The sequence below is a fragment of the Bifidobacterium sp. ESL0745 genome (assembly GCF_029433335.1).
Classification (GTDB): Bacteria; Actinomycetota; Actinomycetes; order Actinomycetales; family Bifidobacteriaceae; genus Bifidobacterium.
This window is the reverse complement of record NZ_JAQTHX010000001.1, coordinates 1,011,833-1,033,090: the sequence shown is the minus strand read 5'-3', so window position 1 is coordinate 1,033,090 and position 21,258 is coordinate 1,011,833. Positions and strand designations below refer to the sequence as shown.

Annotated in this window: 17 protein-coding genes; 15 read left to right on the top strand and 2 right to left on the bottom strand. The window is 53.9% G+C overall.

Annotated features, from left to right (window positions below):
* Nucleotides 1–118: 118 nt before the first annotated feature.
* The 3 genes from PT275_RS04010 (at nucleotide 119) to PT275_RS04000 (ending at nucleotide 5,949) form a co-directional block, all read left to right on the top strand.
* Nucleotides 119–1,441, top strand: a complete 1,323-nt coding sequence (locus PT275_RS04010; protein WP_277152562.1) for an O-acetylhomoserine aminocarboxypropyltransferase/cysteine synthase family protein — start codon at nucleotides 119–121, stop codon at nucleotides 1,439–1,441.
* Nucleotides 1,442–2,335: 894 nt separating this feature from the next.
* Complete coding sequence (locus tag PT275_RS04005; RefSeq protein WP_277153655.1) at nucleotides 2,336–3,118, top strand: ABC transporter ATP-binding protein; 783 nt, start codon at nucleotides 2,336–2,338, stop codon at nucleotides 3,116–3,118.
* 197 nt (nucleotides 3,119–3,315) lie between these two features.
* Complete coding sequence (locus PT275_RS04000; protein ID WP_277152560.1) at nucleotides 3,316–5,949, top strand: FtsX-like permease family protein; 2,634 nt, start codon at nucleotides 3,316–3,318, stop codon at nucleotides 5,947–5,949.
* An 84-nt stretch (nucleotides 5,950–6,033) separates the two neighbouring features.
* On the opposite strand, the gene PT275_RS03995 is transcribed toward PT275_RS04000, so the two are convergent.
* Both PT275_RS03995 and PT275_RS03990 read right to left on the bottom strand, forming a co-directional pair.
* The gene (locus PT275_RS03995) at nucleotides 6,034–6,972 is read right to left on the bottom strand and encodes a response regulator transcription factor (protein ID WP_277152558.1); all 939 of its coding nucleotides are present in this window, start codon (nucleotides 6,970–6,972) and stop codon (nucleotides 6,034–6,036) included.
* A 134-nt stretch (nucleotides 6,973–7,106) separates the two neighbouring features.
* On the bottom strand, nucleotides 7,107–9,959 hold the full coding sequence (locus PT275_RS03990; protein ID WP_277152556.1) for a histidine kinase: 2,853 nt from the start codon (nucleotides 9,957–9,959) through the stop codon (nucleotides 7,107–7,109).
* A gap of 273 nt (nucleotides 9,960–10,232) precedes the next feature.
* Between PT275_RS03990 and PT275_RS03985 the strand changes: the two genes are divergently transcribed.
* The 12 genes from PT275_RS03985 to PT275_RS03930 all read left to right on the top strand — a co-directional run bounded on the left by PT275_RS03985 (nucleotide 10,233) and on the right by PT275_RS03930 (nucleotide 21,255).
* Complete coding sequence (locus PT275_RS03985; protein WP_277152554.1) at nucleotides 10,233–11,588, top strand: alpha/beta fold hydrolase; 1,356 nt, start codon at nucleotides 10,233–10,235, stop codon at nucleotides 11,586–11,588.
* A 191-nt stretch (nucleotides 11,589–11,779) separates the two neighbouring features.
* Nucleotides 11,780–12,577, top strand: coding sequence for a pyrroline-5-carboxylate reductase (proC, locus tag PT275_RS03980; RefSeq protein ID WP_277152552.1), 798 nt, complete (start codon nucleotides 11,780–11,782; stop codon nucleotides 12,575–12,577).
* Nucleotides 12,578–12,763: 186 nt separating this feature from the next.
* Nucleotides 12,764–13,408 carry a Type 1 glutamine amidotransferase-like domain-containing protein gene (locus PT275_RS03975; protein WP_277152550.1) on the top strand — a complete coding sequence of 215 codons (645 nt, stop codon included), beginning with the start codon at nucleotides 12,764–12,766 and terminating at the stop codon, nucleotides 13,406–13,408.
* Between the two features lie 220 nt (nucleotides 13,409–13,628).
* Nucleotides 13,629–14,738, top strand: a complete 1,110-nt coding sequence (locus PT275_RS03970) for a glycerophosphodiester phosphodiesterase family protein (protein ID WP_277152548.1) — start codon at nucleotides 13,629–13,631, stop codon at nucleotides 14,736–14,738.
* A gap of 34 nt (nucleotides 14,739–14,772) precedes the next feature.
* Nucleotides 14,773–15,861: a redox-regulated ATPase YchF gene (ychF, locus tag PT275_RS03965; RefSeq protein ID WP_277152546.1), complete on the top strand. Its 1,089-nt coding sequence runs from the start codon at nucleotides 14,773–14,775 to the stop codon at nucleotides 15,859–15,861.
* Nucleotides 15,862–15,969: 108 nt separating this feature from the next.
* Nucleotides 15,970–16,893, top strand: a complete 924-nt coding sequence (locus tag PT275_RS03960) for a hypothetical protein (RefSeq protein WP_277152544.1) — start codon at nucleotides 15,970–15,972, stop codon at nucleotides 16,891–16,893.
* 75 nt (nucleotides 16,894–16,968) lie between these two features.
* Nucleotides 16,969–17,235, top strand: coding sequence for a DUF4160 domain-containing protein (locus PT275_RS03955; protein WP_277152542.1), 267 nt, complete (start codon nucleotides 16,969–16,971; stop codon nucleotides 17,233–17,235).
* A gap of 11 nt (nucleotides 17,236–17,246) precedes the next feature.
* Entirely contained in the window at nucleotides 17,247–17,558 is a 312-nt protein-coding gene (locus PT275_RS03950; RefSeq protein WP_277152540.1) for a DUF2442 domain-containing protein, read from the top strand.
* An 84-nt stretch (nucleotides 17,559–17,642) separates the two neighbouring features.
* Complete coding sequence (locus PT275_RS03945; protein ID WP_277152538.1) at nucleotides 17,643–18,062, top strand: protein-(glutamine-N5) methyltransferase; 420 nt, start codon at nucleotides 17,643–17,645, stop codon at nucleotides 18,060–18,062.
* Nucleotides 18,063–18,414: 352 nt separating this feature from the next.
* Nucleotides 18,415–19,680 carry a PD-(D/E)XK nuclease family protein gene (locus PT275_RS03940; protein ID WP_277152536.1) on the top strand — a complete coding sequence of 422 codons (1,266 nt, stop codon included), beginning with the start codon at nucleotides 18,415–18,417 and terminating at the stop codon, nucleotides 19,678–19,680.
* Between the two features lie 97 nt (nucleotides 19,681–19,777).
* Complete coding sequence (locus PT275_RS03935; protein WP_277152534.1) at nucleotides 19,778–20,545, top strand: hypothetical protein; 768 nt, start codon at nucleotides 19,778–19,780, stop codon at nucleotides 20,543–20,545.
* Nucleotides 20,542–21,255: a hypothetical protein gene (locus PT275_RS03930; protein ID WP_277152532.1), complete on the top strand. Its 714-nt coding sequence runs from the start codon at nucleotides 20,542–20,544 to the stop codon at nucleotides 21,253–21,255. Before PT275_RS03935 ends, PT275_RS03930 begins: the two co-directional genes overlap by 4 nt.
* Nucleotides 21,256–21,258 lie beyond the last annotated feature (3 nt).

The following is a 21,258-nucleotide window of genomic DNA, read 5'->3' as shown; positions in this document are numbered from 1 at the left end:
GATTTTCAAGCCGTTATAGATTACCGGGATAGCGTCGCGCTTGCCGCGCACGTTCCGCCGGTTTACGCTCGAACTTGGGAAATACCACATTGGATATTCGTATATAAAGGAGCCGGACATGACCGATGAGACCACACCGAAGAAGTACCATTTCGAGACCCTCCAGCTGCACGTGGGCCAGGAGAAGGCCGACCCCGCCACCGACGCGCGCACCGTGCCGATCTACGCCACCACCAGCTACGTCTTCCACGACTTCGATCACGCCGAGGCGCGTTTTGCCCTGCAAGATCCGGGCAATATCTACGGCCGCCTGACCAACTCCACCGAGGATGTGTTCGAACGTCGCATGGCCGCGCTCGAAGGCGGCACTGCGGCACTCGCCTTGGCCAGCGGTGCGGCGGCGGTCGAGGCCGCGCTGCGCAACATCACGCAGACCGGCGACCACATCGTCTCTTCCTCGCACATCTACGGCGGCACCTTCAACCTGATGCGCCACACCCTGCCGCGCGACGGCATCACCACCACGTTCGTCGACCCGGCCGACCCGCAGAATTTCGAGGATGCCATCCAGGAGAACACGAAGCTCGTCTACTTCGAGACCTTCGGCAATCCGAACGCCGACCTGCCCGATTTCGAGGCCATCTCCAAGATCGCGCACAAGCATAACCTGCCGGTTTTCGTCGACAACACCTTCGCCACCCCGTATCTTTTCCGTCCGCTGGAGAACGGCGCGGACATCGTCGTGGAATCGGCCACCAAGTTCATCGGCGGCCACGGCACGACGTTGGGCGGCGTCATCGTCGAAGGAGGCCACTTCAATTGGGCCGCGGTGCCGGGCAAGTTCCCGACACTCACCGAGCCGGATCCTTCCTATCACGGTATGAACTTCTATGAGGCGCTGGGCGAGACGGCCTTCGTCACCCGCGCTCGCGCCATCTTCCTGCGCGACACCGGCGCCTGCATCAGCCCGTTCGCCGCGTGGCTCCTGCTGCAGGGTACTGAAACGTTGTCGCTGCGCGTCGAACGCCATGTGCAGAACGCCCTCAAGGTGGTCGAATACCTCCGGACTGTGCCCGAGGTCGAATCCGTCTCACACCCCTCGATCCCCGGCCGTCCCGACCATGAGCGTTACGAGAAGTACTTCCCGAACGGCGCCGGCTCGATCTTCACCTTCGACATCAAGGGCGGCAAGGACGCGGCGCGCGTGTTCATCAACAACCTGCACCTGTTCAGCCTGCTCGCCAACGTCGCGGACGTGAAGAGCCTGGTCGTGCACCCGGCCTCCACCACCCACGCGCAGGAGACCCGCGAGGAGCTGGAAAGCCAGGGCATCCATCAGGGCACCATCCGTCTGTCGATCGGCACCGAGTACATCGACGACATCCTCGACGATCTGAAGGGCGGCTTCGAGGCCCTGCGCGCCTCCGGACTCGCCAAGTAATTCGCGCACGTGCTAACCAAACCCGTTTGCCGCCTGCATTTTTGATGTTGGGTCGGTAGACGGGCTTTTTGTCGGTTTGACGCCATTTTGCTGCTGGTAGACGGACTTTAAAAGTTAGTTATATGCAGTTTTCCAGCATGAATGGTTGTGCTTTGGTGCTGGTAAACGGCATCTGGGGATTTGTTATATGCGGTTTTCCTGCATCTTACGTGTTTTTCACACTTGGGTGCTGGTAAACGGACTCTGGTTATCAGTTATGTGCGGTTTCCCAGCATTAATGTGGGTTGTGGGTAGGTCGGACAGGAATCATCCTCAAGGATGAGGTATGAATTTCTTGGTCTTGTGTAACGGGGGTAATAATTCATTCCTGCGCACGATGGGGAAGACCGGCGGATTCTTTTAGAATTTGAGGTAACAGACAAGCAGTGACCTCAAAACAAAGGAGTCCACATGAACCCTAACAACATCTACGGCAACAGTGCCGGCAACGATTTCCGCAGCATCATCAACCCGGACCTGGGCGGTGGCGACGGCACAGATGCGAATGCTGCCAACACCGGAACCACGCCGAATGCCGACGTTCCGGCACCTTCCTTCATTCCGCCGCAACCTCAGCAGCGTCCACAGCAGATGCCATCGGCATCTCAACCTCAGCAGCGCCCGCAGCAGACGACGGGATCCGAGTCTAGGCAGTACTCGCAGCAACCGGCGGAATCCTATCCTCCGGTCTACCAGCAGCCCACGCAGCCGGCACAGCCGCAGCAATTCCAGCAGACACCAGCGCAATCACCGTTGTTCCCGTCGGCGCAGCCGCAACAAACCCAACAGCCGGTACAGCAGACTCCCGTCCAGACCCAACAGCCGCAGCAGCCCAAGCAATTCGCCGTCGAGGCCATCGACCTGGTCAAGGACTACGGTACGGGCGAGAACGTCGTGCACGCGTTGCGCAACGTCAACGTCGGCTTCGAAAAAGGCAAGTTCACCGCTATCATGGGCCCGTCCGGTTCCGGCAAGTCGACGATGATGCACACGCTCGCCGGCCTCGATTCCGTCACGAGCGGCAAGGTCATCCTCGGCGGGCAGGATATCACCAAGATGAACGACAACCAGCTGACGATGCTGCGCCGCAACGAGATCGGCTTCATCTTCCAAAGCTTCAACCTCCTGCCGATGTTCACCGCCGAGCAGAACATCCTGATGCCCCTGACCCTCGCCGGCTCCAAGGTCGACAGGAAATGGTTCAACACACTGGTCGAAACCCTCGGCCTCACCCAGCGCCTCAAACACCGCCCTAACGAGCTTTCCGGCGGCCAGCAGCAGCGCGTCGCCATCGCCCGTGCGCTGATTTCCAAGCCGCAGGTGGTCTTCGCCGACGAACCGACCGGCAACCTTGATTCCGTCTCCAGCGCCGAGGTGCTGAGCTTCCTCAAGCGTTCCGTGCGCGAGTTCGGCCAGACCGTGGTCATGGTCACCCACGACGCGGTGGCCGCCTCCTACGCCGACCGCGCCATCGTCTTCGCCGACGGCCGTATTGTGGCCGATGTTGAGCACCCCACCGCCGAGCACATGAGTGACCTGTTGATGGAGGAGAGCGAACGCGCCGCCCGCCAGAGCGCGGCACCCACGATGGACCAGCTGATGAACGACAAGCCCAGGCACGCACAAGTCGCGCAGTGAATTGATGGAATCGTAGTGGTTTCGTTTGTGCTTGGCAGCTGGATTCATATTGACGCAATGATGAAAATCGTCAAATAGTAGCAGTTGTAGCTGCAAACAATCCAGCTGACATTCAAAAGCCGAAGCGAAACACAGCGAGCGACCTCCATCAATCACCCGGAAAACGAACTTGCAGACGAAAAGCAAAAGGAACCAAAATGCTCTCGGTAACACTCAAACTTATGAAAAAGAGCGGGAAGATGCTCATTCCCGCCGGCATCGCCATCCTCATCGGCACCGCGTTCATCGCCGCGACCTTCCTGTTCGGCAACTCGATGGACGACTCGTTGCGCACGCAGCTGACCTCGCGATTTATGCAGGCCGACTATGTCGCGGTGCTGAAAGGCTCGAACGGTGGCGACAGCAGCACCTACAGCGACGACGCCCCGCCGACGGTCGGCACCTTCAAGGCCGACGAAATTGAAAAGGTCGATGGCGTCACCGCCACACAGCCCGTGGTCTACGGCGACGGCCATGTTAAGAAGGGCGACAGCTCGTCCACAACCATGTACGGTCTGGGCTCCGCCAGCGACAGGCTCCAGCCGGTCGAGGTGGTCAAGGGGCATAGCCCGCTCAAGGCCGATGAGGCCGCGATTCCTGAGAAGATGGCCGACAAGATGCATATGAAGATCGGCGATACGTTCAAACTCACCCTTTCCGAGGGTGGTTCCGGCAATGTTCCTACCGCCGACGCGACGTTGGTGGGTCTGACCCGCGACCAAAACGGCAGCTATACCGTCTATGGCGGCGTCACCTTGGTCTCGCCGCAAGTGCTGGCGACGCTATACAATGTGGGTTCCTTCAATGACGTACCGTCCAACGGGCTCGTTTTCAATGTCGACCCGGCCAAGGCCGCAACGGCCATACCCCAGGTCAAGCAGATCCTCGGCAAGAAGATGAGCGTCGACACCCGCCAGCATATCGGCGACGAGGAGATGAAGTCCCTGAGCGCCAACGGCAGCTCGCCGGTGAAGATCTTCCTCATGGTCTTCGGCATCCTTGCCATGTTCGTCGCGGCCTTGGTCATCGCCAACACCTTCCAGGTCATGATTGCCCAGCGCCGTCGTACGCTTGCCCTGCTGCGCACCATCGGGGCCAAGAAAGGCCAGCTCTACCGTTCCGTGCTTTTCGAGGCTGGCGTACTGGGCCTTATCGCTTCTGTTCTTGGCATTCTCGCGGCCATCGGGCTCATGGCGCTGCTGGGTGTCACGAAGGCCGGAAGTATCAACGGTCAGGCGATGCGCATTATCGTCACTTGGCCGGTCATCGTAGTGCCGCTGGCTTTCGGCATCGTCATGACGGTGCTTGCCTCCATCGGCTCCGCGCGTTCCGCGACGGCCGTCACCCCGCTTGAGGCTCTGCGTCCGATCGAGGTCACCGATACGCGCAAGGCCGGCAGGGTGCGTGGTGTGCTGGGCACTTTGATGATTGTGCTCGGTGTGGTCTGCTGCGCACTCGGCGCGAGCCGTATGCCTTCCATCATCAACACTCCATCACCAAGCAACGGCAGTGATACCACTTACGAATATGCGCTGTTCTCCGCCATGGGCGGCTGCGCCTTGCTCTTCATCGGCCTGGCCATCACCGCCACGTTCTGGCTGCCGGTGCTGATGCGCGGCATTGGTGCATTGGTCGCCCATATCGGCCCGTCCGCCAACATCGCCAACGCGAACATCCAGAAGAACCCGCGTCGCGTGGCCGCCACCGGCGTCGCCCTGCTAATTGGTGTCACCTTGGTCTCCACCATCGCCACCGGCGCGGCCTGCGGCAAACAGACCATGGATTCCACCCTCGATTCGCATTACAGCGTCGACATGGTTGCCGAAGGCAACGGCCTGACCAAGCACACCGCCGATAAGGTCGCCAAGGTCAAGGGTATTTCGGATACCCTCTTCCTGCCCACCGCTACGGCGAATGTCAAAGGCAAGAATCTCAGCGCTCTTTTGGTCGGCGTCAACGACAAGCAGGCCTTGCAGAAGGTAATGCGCACGGATCTCTCTTCCGGCACTATCGCCTCTGGAACGGTGCTTGCTCCCCTCAACAACGCCCAAACCGGCGAAAAGCTGAGTTTCGCGAACAACACCGTCGATTTCATCAATGTCGGCAAGGATGGTTCCAAGAACCATATCAGCCTGCCCGCAATGAAGGTCACGCAGGTCGATTACCGCAAGCTCACCGGCATGTATTCCATGGTCGTCTTCGTCGACCAGTCGACGCTTGCCAATAGCAACGTCAAAACCGACGGCCACATGCTCCTGACCAAGTTCGATACGAATGCAGCGAGCGTCAGTGACACATTCGACGCCGTGCGAAGCGCCTTGGGCTCCACCGACGGCATCAACGTCTCCGGCCCGATCGCTGATCGTGTCACCTGGGACACGCAGATCGACACCATCATGAAGGTGCTCATCGCACTGCTCGCCGTCGCCGTGCTCATCGCACTGATCGGCGTAGCCAACACGCTGAGTCTGTCGGTGATCGAACGCACCCGCGAATCGGCCACCTTGCGCGCCATCGGCATGACGCGCGGCCAGCTCAAGCGTTCCTTGGCCTGTGAGGCGCTGCTCATCTCGCTGGTCTCCGGCGTGGTCGGCGTCATCCTCGGCACCGCGTTCGGCTGGCTCGGCTCCTACATGGTCTTCAGTCTCTACGGCAAGACGGCCTACCTCTTCGACTGGAAGTTCAACGGTGCGGTGCTTTTGATTGCTGCGCTCGCCGCTCTGGTCTCGAGCATCTTCCCGGCCCGTCGTGCGGTGAAGACCCCGCCCGTCGCCGCCCTCGCCGAGGCGTAGTGAGGCCGTAGCGTCGTCAGCCAATAAAAAATCCGTTCGCTTGTCAGTACGAAAGTGAACGGATTTTTTATATTTTTCTGAAATTTATACCAGTTTGTTGTCGTAGGCGAAGACGACGGCCTGCACGCGGTCGCGCGAGTAGGTCTTCTGCAGGATGTGGGCGACGTGGGTTTTGACCGTCGGCAGGCTGATGCACAACTTGTCCGCAATTTCCTGATTGGACAGGCCGTGCGCGATTTCGACCAGCACCTCGCGCTCGCGATCGGTCAGTGTATCGACCGCCGGGTCGTGGTAGGGAAGTGGTGCGTTATCGGCGGTTTGCTGTGGAACTTGAACGTTGGAATTATCGTTGTCGGCACTGCTGGCGGTATTGCTGCCAGTTATCGTGTTGGAATAATCAGCATTATTTGCATTACTAATACTTCCATTGTGGTGGAAGCTGTCATTGTTGAGATTTTCGTTGTTTTGAGCATTCTCGGCAGTATTAAAATTGCCGGCATTTCGGGCATTCCCTGCATTGATAACACCGCCGGAACTCTTTGCTGTGGCCCGCGTCGCACCTAGCTCGCCGTCGACCATTTTCTCAATAAGCCGCTTGGTGGCGCTCGGCGCGATGATGGCGTTGCCTTGATAGACCGTGCGAATTGAGGAGAGCAACGTTTCCGGTTCGGTGTCTTTCAACAAGAATCCGGAGGCACCGGCGTCGATGGCGCTCATCACGTACTCGTCCAGATCAAATGTCGTCAGAATAATGACATGGGTTTTTGTAGCTTCGTTCCCCGTCTCGCGTTCCGCGTCGATGATGAGCTTCGTCGCCTCGATGCCGTCGGTGCCGGGCATGCGCACGTCCATCAGTACCACATCTGGCTTCAGATCGAGGCTCAGCGACACCGCTTCGTCGCCGTTGGAGGCTTGGCCGACCACTTCCATATCGTCCTGCGAATCGATGACCATGGCGAAACCCGCCCTCACCAGCTCCTGATCATCGGCGATAAGGACTCGGATAGGCTGTGTTTCACTCATACCTCAAGGTTAGCAAGACGCGGCGGCAAACCCATGGGATTCTATAGTCAGTGAGTGTATGAAACATTATCAAAAATAATTTATGATTTCGATGATTTTATTTCACTATTACGAGTAAACGCAGAAAACCCAATTCATTTTTCTCTGTTCTCCATTCCGACAACAGGATGCAACAGTAGCTGGGACGTGGCTGGATTGTCATCGCTGCCGCCGGTTTCGCGCAGGACGCGTAGCAGTTCGCGCATATGAGCCAGCGCTTCGCGACCTTGTTCGCCTATGGCACGGAAGGCATCGGTAATGGCTTGTGGGGAAGTGGTTACGTCAGAGGCTGCATCGGCATCCAGCATGGCAAGCCCCGCGTCGGCTTTGGAGATAACGCCGGCCAGCGTCTCGCTCACTTCGCCGCGTATCTGCGCACCGATCCGTTCTCGTTCGCTGTTGGCCGCCTGAACCTGTTTCTTGACACTTTCCGCTTCCAAAGCCTCGTGCCGTGCCTCGAGCACCATGGCGTTCGTGCCGTTGGCGCGAACCCACAGCGCGGCTCCGATGGCTACGGCGCATATGGCCAATGCGAGGAATATCAGTCCGATGATTTCGTGCGGGTAGCTGCCTCGTGTCGCGTAAACCCCCGAATAGTGTTGCCGGTTCAACACCCAATCCACCAGCGTCGGATAGCCGACAAACGATCCGGCGAAACGGAGGCCGAACAGTATGGAATCCACGATTGCGGCGATGCTTGCCCACCGGCGTGAGTGATTTTTGCCATAAAGGCATACGGAATACAACGAGAGCGGAGCGTATAGCACGGCCGAAGGTATTTCTTCCAGAAAGCAGAGTGAGAAAGTCGCCGCAACGACCATGACAGCCGCGGCGGACTGCGGGAAACGTCGGCGAAGCACCAGGGCGATAAATACGATGAGACTGACAACGAAGTCCGCGAGCTTCAGTGTGGCGCTCGAGGCACGCGCCGAAGAGCCGAACACCATGATGTGGGTGCCGTCGTTGTAGCGGAACGTCAGCACAGTCCAAGGGAAAATCAGGCCCATTAAAACCAGCGCGATGATGGCATCGGCCAATATGTAATGCTGTGCAAAGAAGCGGGATACCCGTTCCGCCCAATTGAGATCGGCCGATGCCTGTCTGGTTGCCGGTTTTGTTGTGGAGCTGTTCGTATTTGCCAAGAGCTTTGCAAAAAGGGGATGGTGATGTGTCTCTATGCCATTTGGTTTGTTGCGCTCGCTGCCGTCGGAAGATGAATTAGCGAGGCTAGCATAGTGATTATCGGATTCGTTATTGTCGGTTGGGTGATTGTTTGCTGTGGCATTGAAGGATTTGCGAGTATCGGCGCTCTGTTTGGCCGGTTCCTCGTTGTTGGGCCCGCGATTGGCTGATTGGGTGTTGACAGGTTTGTCATTATCGATTTTGTGATTGACCGATAACGTATTTATGTATTGTTGATCGTTCGATTCCGTTGTTATGGGTTCATGATTGTCGACTTGACGATTGCCTGCTTCGTTATTGCTGCCTTTGCTATGGTTTGTATACTCGTTGACGGTTTCCCGATCGCCAAGCTCCCGATTTGTCGTTTGGTCATCGATTGATCCGTCAGCAGTCTGCAATGAAGCTTCTGTGTGAGGGGAAGATATTGCCTGTGCTGATACCGCTGTATCGTGCGATATTTTCGCGGTTGTATCAAACGGCAAAGTGACGTCGACCTCGAAACCGCCGCCCACGCGAGGTCCGGCGACAACCGTTCCACCCACAGCCTCGATGCGTTCGCGCATACCGGTGATCCCGTAGCCGGGACGGTGGCCGTCAAGTGAGGCGGAGGTCCCGTTGCCGTTATCTCGCACGGTCAAATGCAGACCGTTGTCGTTCCAGGCTTCCGAGACTTCAACGATAACGCCAGTGCCGGCGTATTTGCGAGCGTTGGTCAGTGCCTCCTGTACGGCGTGGTACAGCGCGGATTGGGCTTTGTCGCTTAAGCGTTCTGGCTGCGGTTTGGTGTCGTTGCCGATAGTGCGTATTACGTTTCCGTCGGCGGCGCAGGCGGTTGTGTCGGCCTGTGCAACAAGCGCTGGGATATCGCCATAACCGGCGTGTGAGTTCCCACCGAACGTGCTCAGCAGACCATCCATATCGTGCTGTGCACGCTGCGATTCGTGTCTGATGGTCTCCATGATTTCCCGCGCTTTTGCGGGGTCTTTCGCGCCTGCATACCTGCCGCCGTCCGACTGGACAATGATGGTGGAAAGCGTGTGGGCCACTACGTCGTGCATGTCGCGGGCGATGCGGGCGCGCTCGGCGGTGCGGGCGATGTCAAGATCCTCCTGCTCGCGCGCGGCCAGCGCCTCGTTGCGTTCACGCAGCAAGGACGCGGTGGCCAGCCTCGTGCGTGAGCGATAACCCATAAAACATGTGGCGGCAAGCGCGGTGACGATGCAGGCGAGCAGGAAAAATGCGGTTCCGGCGAGGTTTTTGCTGCAGGATCCGCTCAGTCCAGAAGTATAAACGGTATGGCAAGAATAGTAGACCTGACTTGCCGAGTCGCCCGCGTTCCCAGAATTGTATAGCGGCCCGACCTCCGAGCCCCAGGTGATGATTGGCGCTGCAGCGATGCCGATAACAAACGCCAGAGTGATGAAGACCTTGCTGCGTGCGGGATCGCCGTAAACAATAACTGAATACAGCATCACCAACGCAAGCAGGTCGCCGAATACGTAGCTTGGTCCGGTGAGAAGCTGCAAAACGGCAAGAGAAGCGAAAACGAGCGCCGCACCTTGCGTATGGCTTCGACGGAAAATTACAGGGATAATTAGCCCGCACGACCACAGAATCTGCCAGCTTTCGCTGTAGCCGACCCACAGCCCGCCTTCATCGGTGGTCGTGCTGATGCAGGCGAAGAAGAGCGCCGCCAGTGCCAATAGGGAGTCACCGGCCACCGGGTTCCGTGCCAGCCACTTGCCGAACCGCCGTATCTTGCTCATGGCTCAAGCCTATCGCAGGGCGGTTGTCTCCGGTATCGTGCTCAGGAATGATTGGGGAGATGGGAATGTGCTCTGGCAGCGGGCAGCAGGACTCCGCATTTGCTGCGCTTGTCTTGCTGTCACCCTCAGGTGTCTCTTGCCTGTTTCGTATCTGCAATACAAATTATTGATATAAAAAAATTTCCAGACAAATTTCAGTAGTTTGCCCTTCGTATGCCATAGGTGTGTTATACAGTGATTTCATAGGTGTTTCGATGTGGAGAAGAGGGCAACATGACATTGCTGACCAAATATTATGTACCGGGACTCGCGGTTGAGGACCGTTCCATCAAAGTGCCGCTTGATTGGCGCGGCAACGACCCCGGCAAGGGATTCGCGGGGGAGTCGTTGAGCCTGTTTTACCGCGTGGTCACGGCTCCGGAGCATGTCCACGATGATCTGCCGCTGCTGATTTTCCTGCAGGGCGGGCCCGGTGGTGCCGGTCCTCGTCCGTTGAACCCATCAAGCGATGGATGGATCGCTGAGGCTATCAAGCATTTCCGTGTCATTCTGCCCGACCAGCGTGGTACCGGCCGTTCCTCCTGCGTTGATTCCAATGCGATGCGTCGCATCGAAGGAGCGCGGGCGCAGGCCGACTATCTCAGGGCTTTTCTGGCGGGTTCCATTGTGCGCGATTTCGAACATCTGCGTCGCACCGAATTCGGCGGCAAGAAATGGGTGACCCTTGGCCAGAGCTACGGCGGGTTCCTCACCCTCGTCTATCTTTCCTCGTATTCGGAAGGCGTGAACGCCAGCTTCACGATGGGTGGGATTCCGCATGTCCCAGCCAATGCGCGTGAAGTCTATGAGCATACGTTCCCGCGAATGGCACAGAAAACACGTCTGTATTATCAGCGCTATCCGCAGGATGTCGAACGGGTGGCCGCCGTTGCCGACAAACTTGCCGCGCATAAAGGCAAGTCCGCCATCACCCTGCCCAACGGCGACCCGTTGACCGTTGAACGCCTGCAGACCTTGGGAAGCGATTTCGGCATGCAGCCCAGCCCGGAGCGCCTGCACTGGCTGATGGATATCGCCTTTAGTGCCGGTGACGGATCTGAAAACAAGCGTTCCCCGCTTTCCGACCAGTTCCTTGAGTCCGTGATGGAAGCCACGTCGTCCAATCCACTGTATTGGCCGCTGCAGGAGTTCATCTATGCCGACGGTGAACTCGACGAACCTATCGGCTGGGCTGCCCAGCAGGTTCGCGACGAGCATCCGGAATTCGATGTCGGCCATCGCCCGCTGTTGTTCACCGGCGAGGCGATGTTCCCATGGATGTTCGAGCAGGAACGTGCCTTGAGGCCGTTCAAGCCGGCGGTTGAGGAGCTGATGGGCGAGACCCATTTCGGCAAGATCTATGACACCAACCAGCTCAAGCGCAACGACGTCCCGCTTCAGGCGGCGGTTTATTTCGACGACATGTACGTCGACTCCGGCATGCAGCTCGACACGCTTTCTCGCGTGGGCAACTCGCACGCCTGGGTTACCAACGAATACCAGCATGACGGCATCCATCATGGTGGCAAGGTTTTCGATCATCTGTATCGCGAGGCCCTTGACCGCGGCGATCTGGAGAGTCTGTTCTAGAAGACATGGCATATATATGGGTTGTTGTTGACAGGGATTGCGGCAGACGGATAGTGGGATTTCCCATTATTGTATGCCGCAATCCCTGTTTTTGCCCGTGTTATCGGTTTTTCGGCAGTGCGTCGCTTTTGCTGATGGTTTAGGATTAGGGAAGTATCGGTTCCAATCATTCTTTTCGGCAAGGAGCTTTCATGGCACAGGACGTGACGGTCGGATTCATCGGTTTCGGCAATATGGCGCAGGGTATCGCCAAAGGCCTGGTCAACGGGGGAGTCGTTGACGGCGCACATATCGTGGCGAATTCCGGCCATTTCGATAAGGCCGAACAAGCCACGGCAGTCATTGGCGCCAAAGCCGCGCACAGTGCTGTGGAAACGGTCGCCGCCGCGGATGTGGTGGTCATAGCGGTTAAGCCCAACCAGATCGAAACTGCGCTCGCCGATGTGCTGGACGAGCTGAAAACCGATGGCAAATTCATCGTTTCCATCGCCGCCGGCCGCGACCTCGATTATTTTCAGGAGCTTCTGGGCGATGGCGCGCATGTGCAGTGCGTCATCCCCAACACTCCCATCGAGGTCGGTCAGGGCATCCTCGTCACCGAAAACGCCAACACCTTGACCGATGCCCAGCGCGAGACTTTCGAGGCGTTGTTCTCGCCGATTGCGCTGATTGAGCGTGTCGACACCCCGTTGATGGACATCGGTTCGTCCGTGGCCGGCTGTGCGCCCGCGTTCACCGCCATGTATATCGAGGCGCTTGCCGATGCCGGTGTGAAGTATGGTCTCAAGCGTGAAACCGCCTATCGTCTTGCCGCCAAGATGACCGAGGGTGTCGGCGCGCTCTACATGGCCACCGGCACCAATCCTGGTGCGATGAAGGACGCGGTCTGCTCGCCGGGCGGCACCACCATCAAAGGCGTTACCGAGCTGGAAAAGCAAGGGTTCCGTGGTGCGGTGATTTCCGGGGTCGACGCCATTCAAAACGGCTGAATGGCAAAGTGTTCCCGGCGATTCGGTTTCGTGATATGAGGAGGACATCGATAGGAAAGACTATTGATATTTGTATAGTTAATCTCACGGAGTATCGCTTGCTTTTGGCGTTATGATGAAACAATCGGCGGATTATCGCGTCGAAAGGTGAAGCGGAAAACGAGCAAGGATCGAAGGTGAACCAATATGGGTAGGGTACTTTTGGCATCAAGTGCTATCCCCGCCCTCCGTTCACTGCTCACTATGGTTCCCAGACGTCATGCCCGTCATTCCCATCCGCGCATCGCCTATATACCTACGGCGGATAACAAGGAGATGTCCCGTTACCTTCGGCCCTTGGTCCGATGGATGCTGCGTGCCTCCGGATTCCGCGTGCACCTGCTTGAAGTGGCCCGTGCGAGTTACAAGGAGATTCGATATATTCTGTCCACCTGTGACATCATTTGGGTGGGTGGCGGCAACAGCTTTTTCCTGCTTCATGAGCTGCGGCGCTCCGGGGCCGCCGACATCATTGTCCAGCAAGTGGCCAAAGGCAAAACCTATGTAGGGGTCTCCGCGGGTGCCGTTGTCGCCGGGCCTGACATCGGCTATATCAGCGAAATGGACGAGCGTAGCGCGGCCCCTTCGCTGCATGATATGACGGGGCTCCATCTGGTCGATTTCCGTCTCGTCCCGCATCTTGACAACCCGATCATGGGGCCGGCCGCGCGTGCTATCGTCGCCGCCGAACGTGAAGAAGGACACTTCATTCATACCCTGACCGATGCGTTGACGGTTATCGTCAAAGGAAGAATACCGCATATCCATATCCATCACCGTGATCGTCGGTAAAGGCGCGGGTACAAACATGGCTTTCAAAAATACAGATTGCAGAAGATTTGGATTTTCCAAACTGCTGTTGAAACCTTGAATCATGTCAGGTATGAAATGTTGAACAATCCGGTAAACTAGCCTTGTTCTTTTTCGGCAGGTCAGCTTCCATCATCTATTTCACGCGCATCATATACGATAAAACGAGACGTATGGTTGAAGTAACGGCAGGAGAACGATAATGTCAAAGCATGCCACAAATCGGCAGGTTACCAAGTCGAAAGCGTCCAAGAAAGGGGTTGCTTCCTGGCTGTCTCGGGCGTTGGTGGGCGGTGCGGCGTTTGCCGGGGCGGCGGCGTGGGTGTTGGCCCCGCGTTCGCAAAAAGACAGGGAGACGAACAACGTTCCCGGAATGCCAAACGTCTGGTATGCCCATCGTGGTCTTCACGATGCCGGATCGGGGTTGACCAAGCAGTACGGCCAAACCGACGGTGATTATATCCGGCTTGCTCGTCGTATGGCACGTCGGGCGGGCTACGGTTTGGGTTCGGGGAATGACGACCGGTCCATTGCTCCTGAAAATTCGCTTGCTGCTTTCGCTGCCGCTTGCGAGGCCGGCTATGGCATCGAACTCGACCTCCAGCTCACCGCCGACGACAAGGTTGTGGTGGTCCACGACCCGGATTTGCTTCGCGTGGCCGGCTGCGACCAACGTATAGCGGATCTCACGTATGACCAACTGCGCCATATTCCGCTGTTCCCCAACCCCAGCGTTTATGGTGATGCCAAGGCAGAAATCCTCACGCCTGCCGAGGTTCAGGCCGAGAAAATCATGCCGTTGCCGCAGCAAAGCCAATACCAGCATGTCCCCCTGTTTTCCGACGTGCTCAAAGTCGTCGCCGGACGTGTACCGATTATCGTCGAATACAAGTTCGAAGGCACCACGTGGGGCGCTCGCCAACGATTGCTGATGGAAAGCGGCGACGCGCTGCTGCGTGCCTACGATGGCCCGTATGTGGTGGAATCGTTCAACCCTATGGCCATGCGCTGGTATCGGCACTGCCGTCCCGAGGTTTTCCGCGGGCAGCTTTCGGCGTCAGCACCTTTCTCGGCCAAGTCTGTTGACGGTTTGCTGACTTGGATCGCCGGAAAATTCGGATTCAACTGGGTTTCGCGCCCTGATTTCGTGGCTTATGACTGGCATGGTGGGCGTTCGGCGCAAGTCCGGGCGGCGCGTGCGCTTGGCGCTACCCCCGTGGCTTGGACCCCGCGCAGCGCCGAGGAACTCGCCCAATGCCGTTCCGATTTCGATTATTTCATTTTCGAGGCGTTCGTACCGCTGCAGGATTGAGTTTCTTCGTCCGGTTCGCCGGTAGACTTGAGGTATGTCTTTAACTATCGGAATCGTCGGTCTGCCCAACGTCGGCAAGTCCACCATGTTCAATGCCCTGACCCGCAACAACGTGCTTGCGGAAAACTACCCGTTCGCCACCATCGAGCCCAACACCGGCATCGTGCCGTTGCCCGACAAGCGGCTTCCCGTCCTCGCCAAGCTGGTGGGCACCGAGAAGATCGTGCCGGCTACCGTCACGTTCGTCGACATCGCCGGCATCGTCAAGGGTGCTTCCGAGGGTGAAGGTTTGGGCAACAAGTTCCTGGCCAACATCCGCGAGGCCGACGCGATCTGTGAGGTCGTGCGCGCCTTCAAGGATGATGACATCGTCCACGTCAACGGCAAGGTTGACCCGTCCGACGACATCGACACCATCAACACCGAGCTGATGCTCGCCGATCTGCAGACCATCGAGAATGCGCTGCCCAAGCTCGAGAAGGAGCTGCGCGGCAAGAAGGTCACGCAGGAATACATGGACGCGGTCAAGAAGGCGCAGTCGATCCTGAGCGAGGGAGAGACCATCGACCACGCCGCATCCGCCGGCAAGATCGACAAGGCCGACATCTACGACCTGCACCTGATGACCGCCAAGCCGTTCATCTACGTCTTCAACGTCGACGACAACGAGCTTTCCGACAAGGATTATCAGAAGCAACTTGCCGATTCCGTTGCTCCAGCGCAGTCGATTTTCTTGAACGCCCAGTTCGAGTCCGACCTGACCGACCTCGACGAGGCCGACGCCCGCGAGATGTTGACCGATGCCGGGCTGAAGGAATCCGGCCTCGACCAGTTGGCACGCGTTGGCTTCGACGTGCTCGGTTTGCAGACCTTCCTCACCGCTGGTGTCAAGGAGGTGCGCGCCTGGCAGATCCATCAGGGCTGGACCGCCCCGCAGGCCGCCGGCGTGATCCACAGCGATTTCGAGCGTGGCTTCATCAAGGCCGACATCGTCTCCTACGACGATTTCGTCGCCGCCAACGGCAGCATGAACGAGATCAAGGAGGAAGGCAAGCTCCGCCAGGAAGGCCGCGACTACGTGATGCAGGACGGCGACATCGTAGACTTCAAGTTCAACGTGTGAGCTGAAAAACTTAGTTATATTTTCAAGGTGGTTCATTGTATTCGAGTAATGAACCACCTTGTTGTATCTTAAAGATAATTATCGTAATGCTTTAGACAGGAGGTTACATTGATGGATGAAGAGGTTTGGAGACCTTTGGGTGTGGACTCCGAAGAAGAAATAGCCGAATATGATGCGCTGCATGATGGTGTACCAGATTGGATGAGCGCACCATTTTGGGCTTGGGTAAGAGAAAGCATAACTTGTCTTGCTACGTATAGAGAAGATTTGTATGGGGGCCGACACCCGATTTATGGATTGAGGGTAGCCGAGACAGAGCAAATGTGCCAAATTTTGCAAATTCGTTTTCCTGATTTAAACAAAGAAATTCACTATGAAAGTGATGGAACTGACCAATTGGATCAGGCGATGTTTGAACTTGAACGTGTTTCGAATCCATTAATTCTTGCTGATTATATTCTTGCGTTTTTTGATAATGTAGACGCAGGCAAGTTGGATAAGATTCTAGAACGGAGTAAGTCCGCTTGGCTTGTATCGGAACATGCAAGAGCTGGCCGTCCTGGTCTTATACGACGAGTGCCAAAGGGAGTTCAAGAGGTCGCAAATGCGGTGATGACCCATTCGGGTAATGCTGGTATCGAATTGTCCAAAGCTTGGGAATGTCTTTATGGAATAGATCCAAAGCCTGGTGAGGCTTATTCCCATGCAATTAAATCTGTGGAAGATGCTGCAATTCCTGTGGTTTCCCCTCAAAACTCAAAGGCCACTCTTGGGACGGTTTTGAACCAGATGAGTGATCAAAAAAATTGGCGATTGCCCATGCTGAAGGAAGATCAACGTTCTACTTCTTCACAAACGCTGCTCGATATGATTGGTTTATTATGGCGCGGTCAACATGACAGGCATGGCGGTGTCGAATCTCAGCCGGTCACCGTTGAGGAAGCAACAGTTGCGGTTGGTCTTGCAACGTCACTGGTGCAATTCTTCGATGCTGGTCTTGTACAGCGCAGTGACGAGGATTCGCAATTATAAAACTAGTTTAAATGTTTAAGGCTTACAGTTTTCTTATACAATAGAACCTGAAAGCAAGACGAGGCGGGTGACAAAATGCCGGAGGTAAGTAGATTTTTCGGGATCGTGATACGAATGATGTATCAGGACGAGAAAGAGCATCATCGTCCGCATGTTCATGTCTATTACGGTGATTTTGAAGCGTCTATTGGCCTCGATGGACAGCTTTTGGCTGGTTCTCTTCCTGCAAAGCAGTATAAGCTAGTGGCAGCTTGGCTAGTATTGCATGAAGATGAGCTGTATGAAGCGTGGAACAAAGCAGTAGCCGGGCATTCGTTTGACCGGATTAAGCCGCTCTCATAAGGAGACGCCAAATGTTTGAAGTAAATGGCATCGTGTATGCGGATGCTCCTACAAAGGAGTTGAAGGCCGAGTCGGTACGTGTGACCGATGACCATATTATGCTGGTCACCTTTTCCACTGGTGAAACTCGTTTGTGTGATTTTACCGAACTATTTGACAAAGTCCCAGCTTTTGAACCATTACGTGATGAAGCCGTCTTTGAGAACGTCAAGGTCATACATGGCATTCCGATGTGGCAAAACGGTAGTATCGATATTTCTCCAGCCTACTTATACGATCACTCCTACGAATATGATTCTCACGGAGAGTTGGTTTCTGCTTGATTAAGTTTTGTCTCTAAATCTGTGCAGCTTGCTTACTATCGTGGAAACTAGTATAAAAGTTTTGATTCAACAAGGTAGGTTTCTTTGAGCGAGATTGTTACTATGAAACTTGGTCCTCGCAGGCCAGTTCGTCATGAAGAGTTGCCCGAAGGTGGCTACCGCGAATTCGTAGGCTGGCAGGAGGGTATGTCACCCAAAGAAGTGTGGCATGCTGGCAACAGCTGGTGGAAGCTTGAGCCAGGTCGCGCTGTACGCTGCGATTTGGCGGTCATTCTCAATCCTGAAAACGTCGTCGTTTGTGTGGCCAAGATTCGTGGCCTGATTAAGCGCGAGGATTTGCGCATGGGTTTCATTGGTGAACCGGTAGAACATAAATATGATGCATGGTTAGGTAAGACTCTTAAGCGCAACAATTCCAAAAATCCGATTGCATATTTTGATGAGTACGATATTCTTGCTCCTGATGAAGTGAAGAAAAATATCAAGATTCTCAATCGCGAATAATTGGCAAATGCAAGTTAAAAGAAATAGTTTGTACATCTATAATCTTATTATCTTTTATATAAGATAACTTTTATGAAAGATAAAGGAAAGAAGAATTAATTGTATAAACATAAAATCCGAGAATCGAGGCTCTTCCCTGCTGCAATGAGGTATTTAAAGAACGGGGATTGATTCGTAGGCTAGAGCAGAGTTTTTGGTTTTCTAAAATGTAAAATCTGTATTAGAGGTTTAATGCCAATACAGATAACTGAGTAAAGCGGGATAATAATTAAAGTGTTTGATTGGTTACGACTTTAAGAACAAGAAAGTTCATCGTAACCATTTCAAAACCAGAGCAAAGGAGCGAACGCTGATGGCTGAAGAGGATTCTGTCATGGTGCAGGCAATGAAGTTGCTTTCGGATCCGCAATTTAACAAACTTAGCCAAAGATTAAGCCGTGTGAATGTTTTTGATGTTATTGACATGGGGCGTCAGGAGATTAAGCATTCGGCGTTTTTGGCTTGGCTGATGGATCCGGCATCTCCACATGGACTGGGGGACCTGTTTATACGTCGTCTTCTTGCCCAGTTGTATCGAGAAAACATTCAAAATCACCATTCAGATGAGCTTGCGAATGATTTTGCATCGTTAGCTGCCGATGATCTTACTGAGATTGAGGTGGTTCGTGAACGAGAAGCGCACATAGATATTTTGGTGAAAACACTTGATAATCGTATGGTGATATGCATCGAGAACAAGGTTGATGCGTGGCTGCATGATAATCAGCTGTTTCGCTATCGAGAATATGTTGAAAACACCTATGCAGGATACGCACATAAAATATATATCTTCCTTACTCCCAAAGGTGAGCGGGTTCCTGAAGATCAAAGTGATGAACCTGATAGTTGGTTGACGCTTTCGTATACATCCATAGTCACGGTTTTGAAATCCATCGAGACCTTGGCACGAGGTCGAGCAAAAGAACTCATTGATGATTACATTGACTTTTTGGAGAAGGAGAATCTTGTGAAAAACGACGAACTTGATGACTTGGCTTTAAATCTCTATAGGAAATATCCTGCTGTTTTTGATCTTGTCCATGATCGGGCTGTGCCGGATAATGATGGGATAAACACTGAATTAAGACAAATGTATCTAAAGGTTTTGAATGAATTTAAACAGAAGGATGATATTGATATTAACGATTGTGAGCCGGAAGATTCAACTAGTGATTATCTGTTCTTTACTACTTCGAGAATGAATGAGTACCTGGAGAATAAGACACATTCGGGTGCGTGGACGGAGCCATATGCGAGTTATAACTATTGGGTTTATCCAGGGCCGGGTGGACTTCAAAAGCCCAGTATTGTTTTTGAAATACACCGTGCCGGCCAACCAACACGGATTCTTAACAAGATGGATATGCTGCAACACTATTGCTCTGAACGAGGAGGAATAGAAAAGACAAGTAACAAAGAATTGGACTTGCGCAGAATATACACGATTGATACCGGCATCGATGAAACCGACAAATTGAGAGTTAATGAGTTGGGAAAGGATGAGGAAGATAATGCCAAGAAACTTCGCAATGCTGTTGAAAAATGCTTAGTTTCGAAAATGACATGTTTGAATATCTGAAAAGCAAGCAGGCTCTTTCTGACAATGATGGTCATGAGCTTGATGATATGGAGCAGACTACAGACTGATTTTCGAATTTTTAGAATAGGAGATTCCCTTGGCAGCTGCGTTACGAAAAGTTGAGACTATTGATCGATACTCTCATGACGAGTTGATTCAGTTTTTGACGAGCATGATTCCCGTAGTCACCGTTTTTGACAAGGTGAAAAATGCTGCGGATTCAATGACTGACAAGGCTCGTAAAGATTACGAGGGCAAACGAGATTCTTATTATCGCTCGCTAACTTTTGCCATTTTCTTGATAGTGACGGGTGTTGGCATCCTCGGGGTTCTTCCTCAACGATACCTGTGGATTTGTTTGATCCCAATCTGTACTGGTCTTATCTTGATACCTATTGCGTTAAAAAAGAAACAGACAAGCGAAACTCTACTCAACGAAATTCCGGGAATGGAAAAGAAATCCGAAGAACTCACTGAAGGCTTGGGCCAGATGCGAGAGGAATATGGCGAAGAGTTGAGATTGATCCCGAATGAGTATCGTCATGCAAATGAATTGAGCTATTTCATCGAGCATTTAAAGAATAGCAACGATTCAATTGCTGATATCGCTGAAGAATATGAGATTGAAAAGCATACACAAATCATTCAGGACCTCCAGCAGCGACAAGCTGAACAGCAAGAACGTCGAGCAGATTATGAGCGAAAAACTGAAATTCTTAGAACTGTAAAAATTGTTGAGGCAACTCGTGCGCTCGAAGAATGGCGTGGTCGGTATAAGCCGATTAAGGACAGAAACAACGACTTAAGAAATATCGTTAGCCGGCACAACGAAAATCCTGATGACGTTTTAAGGGAGGTTCAATGATGGAAGTGAATGATCTCAGCCGTTCTCAATTGATTGGAAAGCTTTCTACCCTTAACCAGGATTTTGAGACTCTTGAAGAGACAGACAAAAAGAAGCAGCGTCAGGACTTTGCCGTTGCTAGGAGTAATTCATTTTCAACGAGTTCGAAGGTTGAAATTGTTGTTGCTTTTATCGTTCTTGCGTTTACTCTGCTGGCGTGTATCTTCACAAGTCAATGGAACATCGCTGCCGTTGGCGGAGCTTTGGGATTCTTTCTTTTCCTAAGTGCAGTAATTCAGGATACTCGGTATAAAGAGGCTCAGCGTGCGGTGCCCAAGCTTGCTCAGTCATATAAACAATCGCAGGAAAGTTTAAGCGATTTTTCGGAAGAATTTAATCAATTGGAATCTGAACTTCCGACCGGATATAAAAGCCATTTTGCTGTTCAAAATATGTTACGAGCTTTGTTGACTGGTCTCGCAACCACACCTGAGGATGCAAAAGAATATCAAGATATTTGTCAGAAGCGTTTTGATGAAGAACAACAGGAGCTGAAATATCTGAATCAATTAACAAGTCTTGCGGATCAAGCAGAATCAGATTATGAGGCAGCAAAGTTGGCGTTGGGAATGATTGAAACTAAAATTTCTCAACTTCAGAATGATGCAACACGTTTGGATGAAGAAAATCAAGTGCTTCTTGTGCATATTAATGATTATGGAAAGGAGTGAGAT